Below are 20,354 nucleotides of genomic sequence, written 5' to 3' on the forward strand. Positions count from 1 at the left end.
CAAGACGAACGAAAGGGGTTTCATTGAAAGGCCAGCGGCGCGGATTCGCTTTGTCGTCCGCTGCGGGCAGGGGTTCGGCTCGCGATGCGCACGTCCGCCGCGTCGCGCGAACGCGTGCGTTCGCCGAGCCACGCGATCCAGCCCAGGCGCGGCGCGTTGCCCTGGTGCTGGCCGAGCCGCGCGGGCGGCACCTGCTCCTTCTGCAGCACGAGCTCGGCATCCCATTCGAGTTCGTCGCCCAGCAGTTGCGACATCCAGCGCTGCAGCACGGGCTGCGCATCGCCGGTCGGCAGAAACATGCGGTACTGCGCCAGATCGAGCGGCCCGATGTGCAGCCGCACGCGGTGCTGCCGGTCCCAGGCGCGCGTGCCGAGCATGGCGCCCAGGCCCATCGAACGCGAACTCTCGCCGCGGCCCAGCCGCGTGAACTCGCCGGCCGGCAGCGCCATCCAGTGACCGACCCAGCGCTCGAGCTTCACCGGCACGCCGAAGTAGCTGCACAGCACCGCCTCGACGCTCTCGGCGTTGTGCACGCGGCGCGCGAGCCAGCCCGAGAAGTGCAGCCGCGCGTCGTCGTGGATTTCGTCGCGGCCGATGCGCCCCGGCGTGCCGACGCCCACGAGCGCGCCGACCTGCAGCCGGAAGCGGTCCTCGTGCGGCCGGTCGAGCGCCACCGCGGGCCGAGCCTGCGCCCAGGCGCGGTAGAAGTGCAGCGAGAAGCGATGCAGGAAGCTGTCGAGAAAGGCGAGCCAGGTCGGGTCGCCATGGTTCAGGCTGCGCTCGCGGATGAAATCGCTCAGGTGCACCGGCAGCGGCCCGTTGGGACCGATGTAGGCAAAGAAATGCTGCCGCAGCCGCGGCGGCGAATGCGCGGCCGCCGGTTCGAAGCGGCTGAACGCGGCCGGCGCGAACGACAGCGACGGCTCCTGCCCCACGCGCACCGGCTCGGCGCCCGGCAGCAGCGCACGGCCCCAGCGCGGCGTGGTCGCGGCGGCGGCCTCGAGCCGGCGCAGCACCGCGAAGTAGTCATACGCCCAGGGCTGGTCCGAATACTGGCCGAGCGCCGCATCGACGCGCGTTCGCACCGCGTCGTGGGTGGCCGACGCGCCCGCGGCGCCGGCCGCTAGAGGATCTGGCGTGTCCCGCACAGCGGCCTCCAGCGCATGTTCTCGCCCTTGCCCGCCACGCGGACCACGGTCTCGACGAAATGATTGACCTCGACATGGCGCGCGAGATAGCGCGCCAGCACCGCGCCGAACAGGAACACGCTGTGGCCGTGGAACGCATCCTTGTCGACCTCGAGCGTGACCTCCAGCCCGCGGCCGAAGGCGATCGGCCCCTTCATCGGCAGCCGGCGCGCCACGGGTTTGGCCTTCACCGACAGCAGCCCGCGCACCTGGCCCTGGCGCATCTCGTCGCCATGCACCGCGTAGAGCATCAGCGTCTCGCGCAGCGCCGCGGCGCCCTGCTGCGGCGTGCTGTCGGACAGCGACAGGTAGTTGAGCGCGAGATGGTCGAGCACGCGCCAGCCCAGGCCCTGGCTCACCACCGGCGACACCGGCCGCGACGGGCCGCGCACCATGCGCACGCGCTGCGCGGGAAAGGAGTCGACGCAGTCGAAGTCGTTCTCGCGGCCCAGCGGCAGCAAGAGCGGCAGGTCGCGGTTGGTGCACAGCGCCGACACCGCGAGCTGGCGCAGCGTGCCCGCGTACGGCGCCTGCTGCGGATCGACGATCTGCATGTAGACCTCGGAGCCGATATGGCTGCTGCGGTTGCCTTCGGTGCGCTGGCGCACCGACAGCATGCGCGGCTCGCGCGTGGTCGTGTAGTAGGCCGGGTGGCTGTGGCGCGTGCCGTGAAAGGCCGAATAGAAGGGCCGGAACAGCTGCTCGGCCGCAGCGGCGTCCGCCCCCGGCGCGCCGTGGCCGACGACCTCGTTGACGGTGTGCACCTCGAAGTCCTGCGGCCGCGTGCGGTCGGGCACCAGGTGGAACTGGCTCACGCCCTCGCTGAGCGGCACGCGGTCGAGCCGCTTGTGGAACAGGTTGACCGCGGGCACGCAATGCAGCTGCACGTTCTCGGCGCTCACGAGCTTTTCGAGCGCGGCGTCGCCGCGCGAGAACAGCAGCACGATCTCGACCTGCCCCACCGGCATCGACGACAGCACCGGCTGCAGCCCGCCGAGCTTGATGAACTGGAAGCGCTGCGGAAACGCGAAGTACTCCTGCAGCAGCCGAAAGCCAGAAAAACCCGTGGCCGTGACCGGCAGCAGCGCCTCTTCGTCGTCGAAACCCACCGCGCCGATGGCGCTCGCGGGCAGGCTGCGCACCTCGCCCTGCAGCGCACCGCCCGCGCCGAGCGGACGCACCAGCACGCCGATCGGCCGGCCGAGCGCGCATTCGTGCAGCTGCCAGGCCACGTCTTCGGCGCCCCCCAGGTGCAGCACCAGCTCGTCGAGCGCGATCTGGCTGAAGTTCAGGCCCGCGGTGGTGCGCAGCTGGATGCGCAGGCCGCCGCGGATCGCGCGTGATTCCGGGTGCGTGGCCAGCGGCAGGTCGGGCGCATAGCTGAAGTACTGCGCGCGCTGCACTTCGAGTGGCCACAGCCGCATTGCGGCCGCGGTGCGGAATTCGCAATACGTGTTCTGGCCCACGGCCTGGCGTGCGCGCAGGCCCGCACCGCGCGGCAGCGTCGGGCCGGTCGCGAGGTTGGCGTCCTCGGGATCGTGCGCGAACGAGACCACGGCCATCGCAGGCGTGGGCGCGAGGAAGTGCGGATAGACGATGTCGAGCAGGTGCCCGGTGAAGCGCGGGTACTCGGCGTCGAGCTTGAGGTTGACGCGTGCCGACAGGAAGGCCGTGGCCTCGATCAGCCGCTCGACGTACGGGTCGGCGACTTCCTGGCCCTCGATGCCGAGGCGGTGCGCGATCTTCGGGAAGGCGCGAGCGAACTCGGCCGAGCTTTCGCGAAAGTAGCGAAGCTCCTGCTCGTACAGGTTCAGCAGCCGGGGGTCCATGCGCGGGCGCTACCGGTTGGACATGTCCTCGATCTCGATGCGTCCTTCTTCCAGGTCGACCCGGCTGCGCATGAGGAACTCCAGCGGCACGGGCTGCGCCCACAGCATGCCGCGGATCTGCAGGCCGATGCTGTTGTGCGAGTCGAGGGCGGGGCCATCCATGACGAGTTCCACTTCGAGAGTGCGTGACAAGATGCGGGGCTCGAACTGCAGGATCGCGTTCTTCAGAGCCTGTTCCATGCTGACACGCTGGACCGACGAGGTGAACTGGCCAGACAGCATAGGCAATCCGTAGTTGAGGACCGAGCGCGCCGCGTTCGGGTACTGCCGGTCGTCCATCGCGAGGCCGTAGCCGGTGGCATTGAACAACCAGCTCAGGTCGCGCAGCACCGCCGCGCGCAGCGCCTGCTTGGTGAGCGTGCGCTTCTCGTCGCTCTCGCGTTTTTCCCCGGGCGCCTCGTCGACCAGCCGGTCGAGCAGCGAAGGCTGCAGGCGCTCCTGCGCGCTGAGGTCAGCCACCGCCCGATCCTTCGGCCGCCGGCGCGAAGACGATCTCGCGCACATCCATCAGCGCGTACTCGCCCTGGTCGCTGCCGAGCACGCGCTGCCCGTGGCCGGCCCAGACCTCGGGCCGCAGTTCGCGCCATGCGGTCTTGCGCGCAAGCCGCAGCTCGCCGTCGTCGCACTGCTCGCTGCCTTCGTAGCGCGTGGGGATCAGCGCCAGCGTCTCGCCGCCGTTCTCGAACGCAAGGTGCGCGGGCATCCACACGCAGTCGCGCAGGTCCTCGGGCGGCTCGATCTTGATGTGCGACAGCCGCGCGTACGGAATCCAGTAGTACTTGCCGTTGACGAAGGCCTCGAGCACCGGCCCCAGGCGCATGTCGGCATCGGCCAGCCATTCGAAGGGAACGCCGTCGATGCGCCCGCCGACCGCGGGCGCCGCGTCGAACGCGCGCTGGCGCAGGTCTTCGGCCAGGTCGGCCTCGCCGCGCCCCTGCCGCAGCAGCGACTCGATGAGCAGCGCCAGCCATTCGTCGGGCTGCCCGAAGATCATCGGCGTGCGCGTGCCGGCGAACACCTCGGCGCGCAGGCCCTCGCAGCGGATGGCCTCGCCATACACCTGCTTCATCGGCACCGCGAGCGCATCGAGCTCGGCGGCCACCGTCAGCTGGTTGAGCGCACGCTCCCACTGCCCGAGAACGCACAGAAGCTGCGCCATGAACACGCGCGGCTTGCTGTCGGAGGGCTTGGCGCGCACGTCGTCGCTCAATGCCTTGAGGGCGCCGACGGGGTCGGCGGACTTGAGGAGTTCGGCGGCAGTCATTTTGTCGGTTCCTCGCATGGATTCGAGAGGCCCGCGACAGCGAGGCCCGTTCGGGAGCACCCGCGGAACCGGCTTTGCCGGGCCGCTGGGTGCGCCCCCCAGTGGGGGGAGGCGTCGAAGGCGCTTCGGGGGGCGTTCATACCTATGCCTCGACGAAGGTACAAGTTCTGACGGCGCCGCGCGCGCCGGTCTGCTGCTGCGGTGCCGAGCGCATCTCGAGCTTGCGGTAGCTGAAGAAGATGATGTCGCAGGGCCGCTTGGGCGAGCCGCCGGTGACGATCGCATGGCACTGCACGCGCGCGCCCTCCATCACGAACTCCAGGTGCGACTGCATGTCCTTCGAGCTGTCGCCGCCGGCCTTGAAGACCGAGACCGTGACCTTCAAGTCGGCGTCCTGGCTCTTGAGCAGGCTCGCGATCGAGGCGGTGGCGGCGTCGCAGTCACGGATCACGATGAACGGGTAGTTGCGCAGCTTGCCCTTGCTCGCGCCCGGCGGCACGATCACGTCGGTCTTGTACGAGTAGCCGCCGATCTCCATGCGCTGCTTGCCGTCCTCGTAGGTGCGCTTGGATTCACCCTCGATCGCCGAGCCCTTGCTCTCGATCATCATCGCGAAGTCGTTGCCCGACTGGCCCGAGAGGTGATCGAGCAGGCGCAGGGCCTCATCGGGGTCCAGTTTTCCGTCGTAAGTCCAGCTCATGTCGATCTCCTGATGGCAGAAAAGTAGGTGGGTGCGGTCATCGCGCGGCCGGGCCCTCGCCCGGCCAGCGCACCAGGGCGGCATAGGTCTGCCGCGCCTTGTCGGGCGCGGGCTGGCCGCGAAGCCGAAGCCCCGCCAGCCCGCCCGTGGCGGTGTCGAGCGGCGCGGCGCCGAAGAGCCGCGGCGCGGTGTGGGGGCCGGCCACGGTCGCGAGCACCAGCAGGCGCGCGCCGCCGGCCGACGCCAGCCACGGCAGCTCGAAGCGCTTGGCCGCGGGTGCCTCGCGCGTGCCGCGCTCGAAACGGTTGGTCGCGCCGGGGTCGTCGGGGTAGACCGCGCGCAGCGCCCCGTCGGCGTCGACGCCGACCACCACCATGTCGACCGAATGGCCGCTGGCATTGCGCACATGCAGCGCGGCACGCTCGCCGTCGCCGAGCGGCAGCAGGCCGCCTGCGCCCGCACGCAGCGCCGATTCGCTGCGCAGCAGGCGATCGCCCTGCCACACCTCGAGCACGGCGTCGAAGCCTTCGACCGGCGTGGCGCCCGCCTGGCCGATGGCGACCAGCCGGTTCCACCACTTGAGGCGCGCGAGCAGCGCGATGCGCCTGCGCGCTGCCGCGGCATTGGGCAGCAGCTGCGTGCCGGCGCCGAGCGCGGGCGAGAGCACCTCGATGCTGTGGCCGGCGGCGCCGAGGTCCGTCCAGCGCACCTCGGGCGCCTCGGCCGCATCGCCGCCCGCGCTGCCGAGCAGTGCGACCGAGGCGGGATAGTCGAGGTTCAGCCGCTGCTGCAGCTGCGGTTGGCCGCGCACGCGCAGTGCGAACGCGGCCGGTGCGGCGAGCGGCGACACGTTCCAGAGCGCGCCACCCGGCACGTCGCGCAGTGGCGCGGGCACCGGCAGGCGCGCGCTGTCGATGTCGGCCTGCGCCAGCCGCGACGGGGCGCTGCGCTGGGTGCCGTCGTCGAGCGTGGCGCTCACGCGCAGTTCCTGCGATGGCTGCACACCATCGATCAGTCCCGCCTGCAGCACGAGCTGGTCGCCGCTGCGCTGCGCGCGCCAGGCCGGGCGCGTGGACGCCGCGCCCGCGCCGTTGGCGAACAGCGGTGCATCGAGGTTGCCCTCGGCCACTGGCGAAGGCAGTTCGCGCGTGGGAAAGCGCTGCGCAAGCTCGTCGATGACCGGCGGATAGACCGAGAGCACGCCATCGAAGAGTTCGCGCCAGGTCGCGGGCCGGCGCTCGAGCGCGCCCGCCACGGCCCAGGTCAAAAGGCCCTGCGACCGCGCGTGGCGGCCCTGGCGCGGCAGCCGGAGCTCGGGCGTGATCTGGTGGCTTTCCGATGCGAAGAAGGCGACGTAGCGCGCCCGTGGCACGCGCTCGGACGCGGGCGGCGCGGGCACTGCAGCGACGGCGGGCGATGCGGCAGCGGCAGCGGCCTGCAGCTGCGCGGTGCGCAGCCCACGCCAGCGCACCTCGTCGTCGGGCGGGCCTTCGGCCACGGCCGGCGCGGCCGCGGTGCTGCGCGTCATCGAGGTGGCGGCGCAGGTGTCGAACACCGACCACACGAACACGTCGCGCGCGAGGAAGGCCTCCACCCAGGCGTCGAAGTCGACGTCGCGCATCCCGCCCGAGAGCGCGGCCTGCGCGCCCACGGTGCCGCGCACGTCGCGCGCGAGAAAGTTCTCGGCCAGGCCATCGGGCTCCTGGTAGCGCTTGGCCGCATCGCGCCAGCGCGTGCCATGCCCCGAGAAGTAGAGGAGCACGAAATCGCCGCTCTTCGACTGCGCGAGCAGCCGGCCAAGCGCCTCATGGATGGCGTGCGACGCGGGCAGCGCCGCGCCCTCGACGCCGTCGGCGAGCAGCACGATGTCGTTTGGCGCAAAGCCCTGCTTGAGCAGCGCGTCGCGCATCAGCATCACGTCGTTGCGCGGGGCCTGGAGCCAGAGCGATTGCGGCTGGTTGACGAGCTCGGAGACGCCGACGAGCAATGCGCGCTGGGCGGCGGCGGCCTGCGGTGCGAGGAGGAGCATGGCGGCGATCAGCAGCAGGCATTGCAGGAGTTGCGAAGCGATCGAGCACCGCGGGCCCCCACCCCTGCCCTCCCCCAGAGGGGGAGGGAGCAAGACGGGGAGCCGTGCGCCACGGGTCATGGCCGCTCCGTCGCGCGTGCGGCAGTCTCGACGAGCGGCGACGCAGCCAGCAACTGCAGGCTCTGCTCGACATCGGGCACGCGCAGGCGCCAGACGCCGTTGCTGCCCGGCCCACCCACCACTTCGGCCGACACCGCCTGCAGCAGCCGGTCGGCCTCGTCCACGCGCACGCCGTCCTTCCAGCGCACGACGAGGTCGGCACTCGCGGCGGCGGGCGCGGAGGGCAGGTTGCGGAAGCGCACCGCGTCGTCTTCATCGCCACGGCTGCCGAAGAGGCCAACGTTCTGCACCACCACGACCAGCGCGAGTACGCCGAGCGCGGGCCGCATCCAGCCCTCCGTACCGAACCAGCGGCGGATGCTGCCCCACCAGCCGCCTTCGGGCCGCGGCTGCGGCCTGGCGCGCGGCGTGCCCTCCACGGCCTGCGGCTGCAGCGCGGTGCCAAGCTGCGCCGCGGCGGTGCGGTAGAGCGCCTGGTAGTCGGCGCGCGGATCGTCGGCGCCGAGGGGGGTTCCGCACAGCACCGAAAACACGCCCCCCGCGGTGCGCAAGGCGATGTGGCCCGGCGCCGGCGCGATGCCGAGCGGCGCCTGGGCGGCCCATTCGTCGTGCACCGCGCGGATGGCGGCGAGCCGCGTGGCCGAAACCTCGCCGAGCACGCGCGCGCAGAGCTGCGGGCTCGGTTCGAGCGTGACCACGTTCCAGGCCTGGACCAGTCCGAAGGCGGGTTCGAAGGGCTCGTCCCCGGGCTCGAGCAGCACGTCGTGCGCGCCGGCCCAGTCGGCCTCGCTGGCGGCCATCCAGCCCTGCCACACGCTGCCCTGCACGCAGCGGTCGAGCAGCACGCCGAGCAGCCGACCTTCGTGCACCACGCTCACCAGCCGGCCTGGCGCCCAGCGCGCGGTGAAGGCGCGGCGTGCGACGGCCTCGCGGCGCGCCGCCAGTTCGGCGAGCGGCAGCAGCAGGTCGAGCACCGCGCGCGGCGCATCGGGCGGCGGCGCGGGCGTGGCGCGGTGCGGTATCGCGACGACGGCCGCCGTGTCGGCTGCAGGCGGCGCGGGCACGGCACCCGGCGCCTCGAACGCGCTGCGGATGACGCTGAGGGGGGGCCAGAGTTCGGTGGTCGGCATGGCGGTCTGTTCCTGAATGGCTATGTCTTCAGGCATAAGACGCTTCAGCGCCGAGGATTTTGAAAACCTGCAGGATCGCGGCCATGTTCTCGCGCTCGATCGCGATGCCCAGCGTCTGCTGCAGCCAGCCGCCGAGCCGGGTCTTGGCGTAGTCGGCCGTGAGCGCCTCGCGCTTGTGCACCAGGCCGAGCCGGCCCGCACGGTAGTGGTACGACGCAATGGCGTGGCGCGACGCGATGCCCGAGAGCCCGCCCTCGGCCTCCCTGCCGAAGCCTTCGCAGAGCAGCAGGCGTTCGGGTTCGTCGAGTTGCGCAATGAAGGCGCGTGCCGCCTGCTGCACCGCGGCGGCGCTCAGGCCGTGCTCCGCGAGGCAGGCGTCCATGTCCTCGTCGGCGCCGAGCGCCTCCTCGAGCTGTGCCTCGGTGACCTGGTCGCCGATCGAGAGCTTGCGCCGGAACGAACTCGCACGCGTGCAGTCGATCAGGTAGCGCCGGAAGTACGCGCACAGCGCGAAGGCGCTCGACGGCGCGCTGTGGCCCGCGCGCTCGTCGGCCTCGTCGGGATCGGCATCGAGCCGCAGCACCTTCACGTAGATGAATTGCGCCACCAGCTCCTGGCGGCCTTCGCCCAGCACCTGCAGCTCGGGCGGATTGCAGGCCACGAGCGCATCGCCCACGATGCGGTACATGGCGCCCATGTCGCTTGCGGACAGCGTCTGGCGCCGGCGCCAAAGGCGCACGAGCTCGGTGCTTTGCGCGGACGACAGCGTTTCCTGCATCACTGGCTCTCCCCCAGGCTTCGCGCACTGCGTGTCGCTTCGCCCTCCCCCTCTCCGGGGGCAACACCAGCGGCCCGGCAAAGCCGGTTCCGCGGTGTTTCCCGAAGGGGCCGCGCTGCGCGGGCCGCTGCAGGGACGGACTGGCAGGCGTTGTGCATCAATCGTCGACGCAAATGTCTTCAGTGGGCACCAGGCATTGCGGCAGGTCCGCGCCCACGGCCGCGCCGCGCGTGCGGATCCCCGAGGACGCGGCCGCCTGCGCCACCGCGAGTCCGCGCGGCAGCAGGATCCAGAGCTGGCCGCGCTCCTTCATGCGGCGCGCATTGGCTGCGGCCTGCTGGCCGTTGCCGAAGAAGTAGTCGGCCCGCACCGCGCCGCGGATCGCACCGCCGGTGTCCTGCGCAATGGTCAGCCGCTGCATCGGCTCGCCCGTGCGCGGCGTGCGCGTGGAGATGAACACCGGATAGCCGAGCGGCGTGCTGCGCGGATCGACCGCGATCGATCGGCCGGCCGACAGCGGCACGCCGAACGCGCCCACCGGGCCACCCTCAGGCGACTGCGACTCCTTGAAGAAGACGTAGCTCGGGTCGGTGATGCCCGAGCCGGCGACGCGGCCGGTCGCACGGCGCCCCGGCACCACCACCGCGCCGCTGGTCACGGGCCGCGCCAGCGTGAAGCCGCGGGTGCGGATCACGCCGGTCTCGACGCCATCGGTCTCGTCGTCATCGCCGTCATCGAGCTCCAGCTCGATCGACGAGCCGCGCACCTTGACCGCGCTGCGTGGCTTGCCGTTGGGCGCCTTGGCGATCGTCGGGCGGAAAGGCTGGCCGTTCTGCTCGGCATAGGCCACGCGCACGACCTCGCCGCTCGGCAGGCGGATGCGGCCCGAGCCCTGGATCTGCATCTCGTAGAGGGCGGTGGCGCTGCTCACGAAGGCCAGCACCTTGGCGTTGGGCGCGCCCTTGGTCTCGATCTCTTCGCGCGTGTAGTAGGGCAGCAGCTGCTTGCCCTCGACGCGCAGGCGCACCTTGCGGTCGAGCGTGTCGCGCGTGATCGCCGAGAGGTCGAGCGCATAGAGACCGGGCGCGCCCATGTCGCGCGTGCTGAGTCCCGTCTGCACCAGCACGTTGCGGCCCTGCACTCGCGCGGCGACCGTGCCGTTGCCGCGCGGCAGCTTGCGCGCGTCGGCGAACAGCATGTCTTCGGGCTGGCCGTACACCGGGTAGATGTAGGGCGGCGCGTAAGTGCGGCTGCCCGCGATCTCGGGCTCGAAGTAGCCCGTGACCACGCCGTCGGGCCGGCGGTCGTCGTCGCGGATCTGGTAGGCCGAGAACTCCTGCTCGAAGAAGCCGCGGATCGCGACGTCGTTGCGGCTGTCGACCCGGAGCGCGCGCGCACACACGTCTTTCCATTCGGCGCCGCGGCCCGTGAGCACCTTGCAGCTCGTGAGGAAGGCGGGCCAGCTCTCCGAGAAATCGTCGCGCCGCCAGCCGGGCACGGCATCGAAGCTGACCGCCGTGTAGGTGGCCAGCTGGGTGGAGAAGGTGCGCGCCTGGCCGGCCACGCTTGCGCCTGGCGGGGGCCGCGCGGGGGCGGGTGCAGGCGCAGGTGGGGCGGCGGCCACCACCGCGGACGCGGCGGGCGCGCTGGCGGGAGCAACAGCGGCCCCGTCGGCGCTGCGCCCGAAGTACGGCAGGTTGGCGCAGCCTGCCGCGAGCGCGGCGGCGGCCACGGTGGCCCAGCGAAGCGCGGGAACGAAGATCGGCGACCGTGTGTTCATGAAAGCCTCCATGTCGGCAGAAGAGGGCCCGGCGGGCCCTCCTCCTGCAGACGATTACTTCTCGACGATTTTGAAATTCGCGACGCCGTACGCGTCGTTGCAGGGGACGCCGGGCGCGCACATCGGCTTGCCCAGCAGTGGCGACGGTCCGGTGCCGCGGTTGGCCTCGAGCGCTGCCAGCACCGGCAGCGGGAACTGCGGGAACACGCCGTCGTTCTGGACGCCCGCGTTGCCGAAGTCGCGCTCGTGCTCGCTCACGAGCACCGCGAAATGGTTGGTGCCCGCGGGTCCGCCCGCGTTCATCGGCCAGGAAGCGCGCGGCAGCGAGAGCGCGTTGCCGGCCGTGAGCTTGTTGTGCTTGTCGAGCAGGTTCGGGAACAAGAGGAACATCTCGCCCCCGCTGGACAGCAGGAACACGTAGGCAAAGCCGTCGCGCTGGCTCTTGATCTCGAAGCCGAGGCGGTCCTTGCCGATCGCGACCTCGGCCTTGGCCGGCACCGCCGCCACACCGAAGCCCGGCGCCGCGCCGGCCGCGAGCGATCGCAGCGACTCGAGCGGCGTGCGGGGCTTCGGTGGAGGGGGCGGTGGCGGCGGCGGCGGCGGTGGGGCCTCGACGGCGCTGTCGCCCGTGTCGGCCGGCGGCGCGGGCGCCACGGCAACGGCCTGTCCTCCGCTGCCGCCATCGGCAGGCGCGTCGGCTGCGCCGCGCAGCCACCACCAGCCACCGGCACCCACCGCGGCAAGCAGCGCGACCGAGGCGATCGTGGCCACGGTCTTGCCGCTGCCGCCACCGCCGTCGGCGCGGCCTTGCGGCCGGGGTGCCGGTGCCGGTGCCATCGCCTTGCTGCCACGCCCGATGGTGGTCGGCAGATCGGCCTGGGCCATCGCGCCCGCGCCGGGCGATGCCGGCGAGGTGCGAGGCGTCGGCGCGATGCTGGTGCCGACTTCGAGATCGAGCGCCGCGCGCAGTTCGGCCATCGACTGCGGCCGCGCCTCCGGCCGCACGCCCAGCCCCGCGTCGATCGCCTGCAGCAGCCGCAAGCTGTAGCGCTCGCGCAGGATCTCGTTGCCCGCGAGCGGCACGTAGCTATCGGAAAGCAGCCGCGCCACCGAAGGCGGCGGCGCGCGACCGCAGACCGCCACGTGCATCACCGCCGCCAGCGCATAGACATCGGTCCAGGCGCCCTGCGACATGTCGGGCATTTCCGCGTACTGCTCGATCGGCGCGTAGCCCGGCTTGAGGATGACGGTGATCGCCTGCGTCTTGTCGGTGATCACGCGGCGCGCGGCGCCGAAGTCGAGCACCACGGGCCGGCCCGAGCCTTCGAGCAAGATGATGTTGTCGGGCGCGATGTCGCGGTGGTAGCAATTGGCACCGTGCATCACCGCGAGCGCCTGCGTCACGCCGTCCATGATGCGGATCAGCCAGGCCTCGTCCACGCCCGCGGGAATCGACACCAGCGCCTGGCGCAGCGTGTCGCCGCGGTAGAACGGCATCACCATGTAGGTGGTGCCTTTCTCCTGCCAGAACCGGTAGACCTTGAGCAGCGACGGATGGTCGAACTGCGCGAGCAGGCGCGCTTCGTTGATGAAGCTGCGCATGCCGAGATCGAAGGTCTCGCGGTGCCGCTCGGACAGCGGCACGACGGTGCCGTCCTGCTGGCGCGTGGAGAGCGAGGTGGGCAGGTATTCCTTGATGGCGACGACGCGCTCGAGCGTGTGGTCCCAGGCTTCGTAGACCACGCCGAAGCCGCCTTGGCCGATGACGCGCGTGATCTCGAATTCGGCGAGGCGGCTGGCTACGGGGAGGAGGCCGGCTTCGTGGGTGCCGGTGGCGGGGGCTGTGACGGGTGTGCCGGCGGTGATGACGGTGGCTGCGGTGTCGCCCAGCGTGGTCGGCGCGTCGGTCCGGCTGCTGACGACGCGGGTGCGGTCTTCTTCGTCTTTGTTGGAGTCGGTCATGGACGGGCTCCTTGTTGGCGCAGGCTGAGCGGTTGTTTCCCGGGGCCGGGGTGTCCGCCCGACGGCGGCCTCACTTTCTTTTGCTTCGCCAAAAGAAAGTAAGCAAAGAAAAGGCGACCCCGCTGTCTGCGACCCCTTCGCTGCGCTACGGGGCAACCTGCGGTGCTCGCGTTTCGCGGGGTCTCGCAGAACTCGCTTCGCTCAAACAGCTGCGAGCCCTGATCCGCGAAACACTGCGCTCCTCGGCGCAGCCAGAGGGGACTTGGAGACCATGCGGGCCGTCGCTGCGCTCGGCCCCCGGCGCAAGCGAGCACGCTGCGCGCGCTCGCGTTGGTGGCCGAGCGCAGCGATGGCCCGTCGGTTCCCCACCCCCTTCTGGCTGTGCCGAGGAGCGCAGGTGGAGGCGGGATCAGGGCCGCAGCTGTTTGAGCGAAGCGAGTTCTGCGGACCCCCGCCGGAGCCGAGCACCGCAGGTTGCCCGTAGCGAAGCGAAGGGACACAGACAGCAGGGTCGCCTTTTCTTTGGCTACTTTCTTTTGGCGAAGCAAAAGAAAGTAGCTCGCCCGCCGGGGCGAGACCCGGCCCCGGCAACGAAAACGAGCAACCCGCCTCATTCCCGCCCCCCGAGAAACAACGCCTCGAAGGCCTCATCGCGCGGCAACCCCCGAACCAGCATCCGCATCGAATCGTCTACAGCAGGATCCGCCATCCAGAGCGACTCCCCCGCTGCAGGCATCGCCAGCGAACCAGCCGCCGCCCCCGAGACGAAACCCGAAGCAAACACCCGCCCCAGCACGGCATCGAACCGCAACGCATCGAGGTCGCCGTCGAGCCCTTCGAGCGCGGCCCGCGTCGCACAGGCCCACCATGGCAGCCCCGCCGCGAGCGACGCAGACGGCACCGCGACGGTGAACGGAAAGTACCGCCCCACCCCATCGACCGACGGCATCATCACGCCGATCCAGCCGTCCTCACCGGCCACCCCCGGCCCGAGCGCAAAACACCAGACCGGCGCCTCGAGGTAGTGCGATGTCCAGTCCGAATGCCGGTCGCGCAGCCGCGCGAGCCCCTGCTGCAGCCACGGGTCCCACGCATCGCGAAACGACGCGGGCAGCCGGCGGTGCGCGAAGTCGCCCATGCCCGGCAACTTGCCGAACCATCCGGGCAACGCTGCGGCCTCCATCGTCATCATCAGAGGCCCTCCGGACAGGAGAACTCGCGCAGTTCCTTCAAGCGGATCGGATGCTGCACGCTGTTGGTCGTCACCTCGAAGCGCGTCTTGCGCGGGCCGATCTGGAAGGTGATGAAGAACTTCTCGGGCGCATCGCCGGCCTCGAGCTGGCCGTCGTCGAGCGCGCGGAACAGCGCCCACGGCCCGTCGACCGCCGCGCCCGAACTTCCGGTGGCCGAAGGCGGGCTGACCTGGATGCGCACCTGGTTGCTGCCCTTCGGGCCGGGCCACTGCACGGCCATCGGCACCACGGGGCCGTGCGCGTACTTCACGAGCTGGCCGTCCACGTCGAGGATGAACTGCGTGATGCCGGCGTCCATCTCCACCGGCTTGAAGTCGAGCCGCATCGACGGCCCGCGGCCGCCGGCACGGAAGAAGATGTCCTTGATGCGCGCGGCGCGCTCGAACTGCGCCAGCGCCTGCGTGGTGATGGCGCCGCGCTCGGCCACGGGCTTGTAGCGCCACGGCCGGGTGCTGGTGTCGACCAGCGATGCGAGCCGCTTCTGGAAGAAGTCGTCCATCAGCCCGCCGGCGCCGAACATCTGTCCGAAGTCCTCGGGCAGCACGTCGCGCTTGCTGCTGCCCACGAACGGATAGCGCCCGGCGATCGCGCGGTTGCAGAACTCGGTCACGGGGCGCAGGTCCTGGCTCAGGTTGCCGCGCTCGGCGACCTGCGCCTGCGCGGCGCCGGTCTGGCTCAGGTTCTCGACCATGGTGCGCACCGGCTCGGGCAGGCGCCCCGCATCGGACTTGAGCTTGCCGGCCACGTCGCCGGGCGGCGGCGAGGTGCGGCCCTTCACGGCCGTGTCGACCGCGTTGAGGTACACGTAGACCTCGTTGAAGAGCTTCAACGCATCGTCGAGCGGCGCGGGCTGGCCCGGCGCCACGGGCGTGACGAGGCGGCGCAGCGGCTCGAAGCGGTCGTCGACGATGCTCTCGATGCGCTTGCCGCTGGCCACGGGCCGGGTCGGATCGCCGCCGAACAGGTCTTCGAGCCCCTTGCGCGTGCTCGCGACGGTGGCGCTCGCCTTGCTCACCACGTCCTTGGGCTGGTCGGCGGGGATCAGCGTGGTTTCCTTCACCACCGCGCGCAGGAAGTTCGCAAGCGGCGAGCCCACGCCGGAGAGGATGCGCGCGGCCTCGATGTTCTTCTCGAGCCCGGTGACGCGGATCAGCCGCACGTCGGCCAGCAGCGCCTCCCACTGCTTGACGTACTCGGCCAGATACAGCCGGCGCACGCGATCGGTCAGCGCGCCGATCGCCGCCGCGTCGCGCAGGCGGTCGGTGGCGCTGCGGTCCTGGCCGAGCACCCACGGGTCTTCCTGCGCGAGCAGGCCGGTGAGCACCACCACCTCGTTCTGGAAGCGCTTGTGGTAGCCGTCATAGGTGAACATGCCCGGCACGCCTTCGGTCAGCGGCTTGCCGCTGATGCGTTCGAACACCAGCGGCGCCGAGGGGCCTGCGGCGGCGGCGATGCTGAACGCCGGAATGTCCTTGGTGGCGCGCTGGCGCTTGAGGCGGCTGAACACGCGCTGCTCGAGCGGGTAGCTTGCAAGCATCGCGCGCACGCTGCGCACCAGGTTGTCGTCGATCTTGAGCGGCGAGCGCGGCGGGCCCTGGGCGATCAGCACGTCGAGCTGGCTCTCGAGCGCCAGGCGCTGGTCCTCGGGAATGCCGCGGTCGAGGCTGCGCGCCCAGTCGAGCGTGATCCAGGCCTTGAGCGCCTCGGCATCGAAGTGCTCGGGCTGGTAGAGCATCAGGTAGCTCTTGAGGGCCTCGTAGGTGTATTCGAGGTTGTCCCGCTGCGCGGTGCGCAGCTGGTCCTCCACACGCTTGGCGATCTGCGGCAGGAAGGCGTCGTTGAGCGCGCGCTGGTGCGTGAGCATGGCGGCGGCGTCGAGCTTGTCGCCCTGGTACAGGCCCAGCGTCATCGCGAGCGGTGCCTCGCCCTGGCGGTTGTCGGGCGTCTTCCAGATGTCGCGCAGGCCTTGCAGCACCGGCGCCACCTCGACCAGGTTCTGCACCCGCGACGGCAGCGCCGCGAGCGCCTGGCGCGCGGGCTCGACGCGTGCCTCGACCGAGCGCAGGTAGTCCATGTTCTTCATTGCGCTCCACCCCCAGCCCGCGAGCAGCCCGAGCGTGACCAGCGTCATGGCCGCAACGCCGGCCATGCGCAGCGTGTGGCGGCGGCGCTCGAGCTTCACGTTGGCGCCGGCCAGGCGCTGCTCGGGAAACACCACGTCGCGCAGCAGCGCGGTCAGGAAGTAGCTGCGCCCGCTCGACTTCTGCGGCGCGAGCATCGCGCGCTCGATGCCGAAGCTGCGCGAAAGGCTGCCCATCACGCGGTCGATCGGGCTGCCCTCCTGCGTGCCGCTGGTGAAGTAGACGCCGCGCACCCACGGCGGCTGCGCAAAGCGCGAACCGGTGAACACCTGCTCGAGCAGGTCCGACAGCATTCCGCCGACCGAACCGAACTGCGCCGGAAAGCCGAAGATCGCGGCGCGGCGCGTTCCGTCGGTCTCGCGCTGCATGCGCGGGATCAGCCCGTCGTTGATGCGGTTGTGCAGCAGCCCGAACTCGCGGTGGAACGCGGCGGACAGGCCCTTCTCGTCGGCCTGCACGTTTTCGTCGGCCGCGAGCGTGAAGCCGAAAACCTGCGCGCGCTGTTCCTTGCCGAGGTCGTCGAAGTAGTCGGTGAAGCCGTAGAGCAGGTCGCTCTTGGTGACGAGCACATACACCGGCAGCCGCGTGACGAGCTTCTCGTCGAGTTCGAGCAGCCGCGCCCGGATCGACGCGGCGAGCTGGCTGCGCTGTTCGGGCCCCTGGCTCAGCAGGTCCGCGACGCTCACCGTGAGGAACACGCCGTTGAGCGGGCGACGCGGCCGCACCTTGCGCAGCAGGCCCAGGAAGCCCTCCCACGCGCTCTTGTCCTCGGCCTGGTGGCTGTCCTGCGTGGTGTAGCGGCCCGCGGTGTCGATCAGCACGGCCTCGTCGGTGAACCACCAGTCGCAGTTGCGCGTGCCGCCCACGCCGCGGATCGCGCCGGGGCCGAACTTCTCGGCGAGCGGAAAGCTCAGGCCCGAGTTGACCAGCGCGGTGGTCTTGCCCGCGCCCGGTGCGCCGATGAACACGTACCACGGCAGGTCGTACAGGTAGCTGCCGCCCGAGATCGAGAGCCAGTCGCGCCAGCCGGGCTTCTTGCCCGCAGCATGCAGCCGCATCTGCTTGAGCGTGGCCACGGCCTCGGTGAAGCGGGTGTCGAGGATCTTCTGCTCGCCGTCGACGGGCGCGCCGGCCTTGGGCGCAGGCGGCTTCATGAGGCCATCGGTCAGGAACTGGCTCGCACGGCGCGCGCGCCAGCGACGCCACAGCACGCGCAGCACCACGGCGAGCACGACGAGGCCGATCAGCACGCCGCGCGAGAGCTCGGTCTCGAGCGGCGCCAGTTCGCCGATGCGCACGAGCGGGCCGATCCACCAGATCAGCAGCGCGACGACCACCAACGCCACCAGCGTCAGCAGCAGCGGGCTGAACACCAGACCGAATAGCTTCTTGATCATTTCGTCACCCCCGCCGCAGCCACCTGCTCGGGCCCGGCCAGCAGCACGATCTCGACGCGCCGATTGCGCGCGCGGTTCGCCGGCGAATCGTTGGGCGCCACCGGTTCGGCATCGGCCTTGCCGTCGGAGCGCATGCGCGCCGGCTCGACCAGCGTGGTGAGCGCGCCGCGCACCGCATCGGCGCGGGCCGCCGACAGATGCCAGTTCGACGGATAGCGTAACGACCGGATCGGCTGGTTGTCGGAATGCCCGGTGATGAGCACGTCGCCCTTCACCTCGGCCAGCGCCTGGCCGATGCGGCGCAGCACCGGCAGCGAACTCGCCATCGGCTCGGCGCTGCCGGAGCCGAAGAACGAATCGCCGCGCAGGCGCACCGTGCTGCGGTCGGCCTCGTCGGTCACGGTGACCAGGCCCTGCTTGATCTCGGGCTCGAGAAAGCGCGCGAGCCGCGGTGCCTTGGCCGGCGTGGCCGGCGGCGCGATCTGGATGTTGGGAACGCGCAGGCTCGAGACGGCCGCATAGGTGGTGTCGGAGCGGTGGTTGAGCGCGAGCCGCAGGCCGAACCAGGCCAGCGCGAGCAGCAGCGCGAAGCCGGCCGCGAACACCCACAGCGGCAGCGATTCGCGCAGCCGCACCATGCCCGCACCCTGGCCGCGCCAGTGCGGCGAGAGCTCGGCCTCGAGCGGCGGACGGTCCTTGGCGATCAGGTCGGCCAGGCGCTGGCGCACCGAGTCGAGCTGCGCGCGGCCGTTGTCGACCACACGGTAGCGGCCTTCGAAGCCGAGCGCGAGCACGCTGTAGATCAGCTCGAGCAGATGGCGGTGCGTGGGCACGTCCTGCGCGAGCTTGGCGAGCAGCTGGAACACCTTCTCGCCGCCCCAGGTCTCGTTGTGGAACTGCACCAGCAGGCTCTGCTTGTTCCAGCCGGCCTGCACGCCCCAGGGCGTGTTGGCGACCGCCTCGTCGAGCGAGGTGCAGAGCACGTAGCGCGCCGCCAGCACCGTCTCGTTGGCGATGCCCGCGCGGCGTGCCGCGGTATCGAACCGATTCACCTCCTCGGCGGTGGAGGCCCTGAGCGCGGGCACGTTGGGCGGCTGCGCCAAGTTGCGCAGCTTGGCCGTAAGCACCAGCAGCTTGCCCGCGGCCGAGACCAGCGGATTGAGCAGCCCGATCTCGCCGACCTCGGCCGGTGCGGGATCGCTCGCGGGCATGAATGGCGGCGGCGCGGCCGCGGCCGGCGCACTGCCCGCCGGCGTGCGCGGCTTGGGCTTGATGACCGTGCGCTCGGACTCGAACGCCGCGAAGGGGTCGGGAGTGGTCATGATCTGATGGCCCAGAAAGCCAGGTCGAGGCCCGGAAAGTCGCCCGCGATGTGCATCGCGATGCCGCCCGACTGTTCGAGCTGGCGCCACAGGTCGCTGTTGCGCGTCTCGAGCTCGAAGTAATTGGCGCCCGCATGGAACGGGATCTGGCGCGGCGCCACCGGCAGCGGCGTGAGCGTGACGCCCGGCAGCGCGAGGTTCACCAGGTCGCGGATGCGCTCGACCGGCCCGATCTTGACCTGCGTCGGAAAGCGCGCGCGCAGCGCCTCGCTCGGCATGTGCGCGTTCACGGCGAGCACGAAGGTGGCGTTGCGCTGCAGCTCCACGTCGGCCACCACCGCCACGCGCACGCCGTGCTTGCGGTCGTGCAGGTCGATGCGGATCGCCGACTGCTCGAGCACCATCGAAAGGCTGCGCCGCAGGTCGTCCATGAGCGGACGGAAGCTCATCGCAAGGTCGTCGTGGACGTAAGGGCCGAAGCGCGTGACGCGGCGCGAATCGCGAAAGCTCGCGAGATCGCCGGCCAGCCCGAGCGCCTGCGCGAAGAACTCGCGCGGATGCAGCATCGCGCTCTTCGCCAGGTGCGCGAACACCGCCTCGTTGCGGTTCACGGTCTGCAGCAGCATGAAGTCGGCGATCTCGGCCACGCCGCCGGTTCCGCCCTGCGTCATGCGCCCGGCCAGCGCCTCGCCGCGCTGGCGCAGCAGGCCCAGCAGTTCGTCGAGCCAGGAACGGATCACCGCATGGGCCGCCACGTCGAGCAGCGGCGGCAGCATCGCGCGGTCGAGCTGCACCTGGTTGTCGACGCGGCGCTCGACCACGCGCGCCACGCCCAGCGTGGTCCAGGCATCGGTCGCCTCGCTCGCCCGCATCAGGCGCGTATGCAGCTGTCCGAGTTGCAGCATCGCGGTGCGCTCGCCGGCGGTGTTGGAGTCGGGCACTTCCGACTCGAGCACGCGGTGGCGCACCAGCTCCTCGTATTCCTCGGCATCGGCCTCGCGCGCACCGGCGCGGCGCAGCGGCAGCGCAAGCACCACGGCCTCGTCGCGCATGGTGGATGGAATGTCGATCGGCTCGGGCAGCGGATCGACCGCCGGCATGTCGAACACCGTGCCGTCGCCGAAGATGCCGACCGCGCGCACCAGCGCGAGCTTGCCGAGCGTGAGCGCCGCGGCATCGATCTCGACCTCCGCAAAGCCCCAGGCGTACGGCGTGGTCGAGCGCAGCAGCACATGCCGCGCATGGTCGCCATGACGCTCGCTTTGCTGCAGGTGCTGGGGCTGCAGCAGCATCCCCTCGCTCCAGACCACTTTTGTTCGCCAACTCATCCGCACTCCGTCAAAGGCAAGGGCTGCCCGAAGAGCTGGGAGTTTCCGGCGCGGCGCGCGGCGGGCAAATCCGC

General features: G+C 71.1%; 14 protein-coding genes. All 14 read right to left on the reverse strand.

Annotated features, from left to right (window positions below):
• Positions 1-20: 20 nt before the first annotated feature.
• The 14 genes from tssG to tssK all read right to left on the reverse strand — a co-directional run bounded on the left by tssG (position 21) and on the right by tssK (position 20,280).
• Positions 21-1,148: a type VI secretion system baseplate subunit TssG gene (gene tssG, locus AC3A6G_RS19865; RefSeq protein WP_487861349.1), complete on the reverse strand. Its 1,128-nt coding sequence runs from the start codon at positions 1,146-1,148 to the stop codon at positions 21-23.
• On the reverse strand, positions 1,124-3,016 hold the full coding sequence (tssF, locus tag AC3A6G_RS19870) for a type VI secretion system baseplate subunit TssF (RefSeq protein WP_487861348.1): 1,893 nt from the start codon (positions 3,014-3,016) through the stop codon (positions 1,124-1,126). Before tssF ends, tssG begins: the two co-directional genes overlap by 25 nt.
• Before the next feature lie 9 nt (positions 3,017-3,025).
• Positions 3,026-3,535 (reverse strand): type VI secretion system baseplate subunit TssE, encoded by a 510-nt coding sequence (gene tssE / locus AC3A6G_RS19875; RefSeq protein ID WP_487861347.1) that lies wholly within the window; start codon positions 3,533-3,535, stop codon positions 3,026-3,028.
• Entirely contained in the window at positions 3,528-4,340 is an 813-nt protein-coding gene (locus AC3A6G_RS19880) for a type VI secretion system accessory protein TagJ (protein ID WP_487861346.1), read from the reverse strand. Before AC3A6G_RS19880 ends, tssE begins: the two co-directional genes overlap by 8 nt.
• A gap of 142 nt (positions 4,341-4,482) precedes the next feature.
• Positions 4,483-5,040: a type VI secretion system tube protein Hcp gene (locus AC3A6G_RS19885; RefSeq protein WP_487861345.1), complete on the reverse strand. Its 558-nt coding sequence runs from the start codon at positions 5,038-5,040 to the stop codon at positions 4,483-4,485.
• 37 nt (positions 5,041-5,077) lie between these two features.
• On the reverse strand, positions 5,078-7,069 hold the full coding sequence (locus tag AC3A6G_RS19890) for a caspase family protein (RefSeq protein WP_487861344.1): 1,992 nt from the start codon (positions 7,067-7,069) through the stop codon (positions 5,078-5,080).
• A 116-nt stretch (positions 7,070-7,185) separates the two neighbouring features.
• A complete protein-coding gene (locus AC3A6G_RS19895; RefSeq protein WP_487861343.1) occupies positions 7,186-8,319 on the reverse strand; it encodes a hypothetical protein in 1,134 nt (377 codons plus the stop codon).
• A 28-nt stretch (positions 8,320-8,347) separates the two neighbouring features.
• Entirely contained in the window at positions 8,348-9,097 is a 750-nt protein-coding gene (locus AC3A6G_RS19900) for a hypothetical protein (protein ID WP_487861342.1), read from the reverse strand.
• A 157-nt stretch (positions 9,098-9,254) separates the two neighbouring features.
• The gene (gene mltA, locus AC3A6G_RS19905) at positions 9,255-10,877 is read right to left on the reverse strand and encodes a murein transglycosylase A (protein WP_487861341.1); all 1,623 of its coding nucleotides are present in this window, start codon (positions 10,875-10,877) and stop codon (positions 9,255-9,257) included.
• A gap of 54 nt (positions 10,878-10,931) precedes the next feature.
• The gene (locus AC3A6G_RS19910; RefSeq protein WP_487861340.1) at positions 10,932-12,839 is read right to left on the reverse strand and encodes a protein kinase domain-containing protein; all 1,908 of its coding nucleotides are present in this window, start codon (positions 12,837-12,839) and stop codon (positions 10,932-10,934) included.
• Positions 12,840-13,449: 610 nt separating this feature from the next.
• Positions 13,450-14,031: a type VI secretion system-associated protein TagF gene (tagF, locus tag AC3A6G_RS19915; RefSeq protein WP_487861339.1), complete on the reverse strand. Its 582-nt coding sequence runs from the start codon at positions 14,029-14,031 to the stop codon at positions 13,450-13,452.
• Positions 14,031-17,630 carry a type VI secretion system membrane subunit TssM gene (gene tssM, locus AC3A6G_RS19920; RefSeq protein WP_487861338.1) on the reverse strand — a complete coding sequence of 1,200 codons (3,600 nt, stop codon included), beginning with the start codon at positions 17,628-17,630 and terminating at the stop codon, positions 14,031-14,033. The genes tagF and tssM overlap by 1 nt, the downstream gene beginning before the upstream one ends.
• Positions 17,627-18,952 carry a DotU family type VI secretion system protein gene (locus tag AC3A6G_RS19925; protein ID WP_487861337.1) on the reverse strand — a complete coding sequence of 442 codons (1,326 nt, stop codon included), beginning with the start codon at positions 18,950-18,952 and terminating at the stop codon, positions 17,627-17,629. The genes tssM and AC3A6G_RS19925 overlap by 4 nt, the downstream gene beginning before the upstream one ends.
• Complete coding sequence (gene tssK / locus AC3A6G_RS19930) at positions 18,949-20,280, reverse strand: type VI secretion system baseplate subunit TssK (protein WP_487861336.1); 1,332 nt, start codon at positions 20,278-20,280, stop codon at positions 18,949-18,951. Before tssK ends, AC3A6G_RS19925 begins: the two co-directional genes overlap by 4 nt.
• Positions 20,281-20,354: the final 74 nt, after the last annotated feature.

The sequence above is a fragment of the Variovorax sp. Soil_C_26 genome, assembly GCF_057657075.1.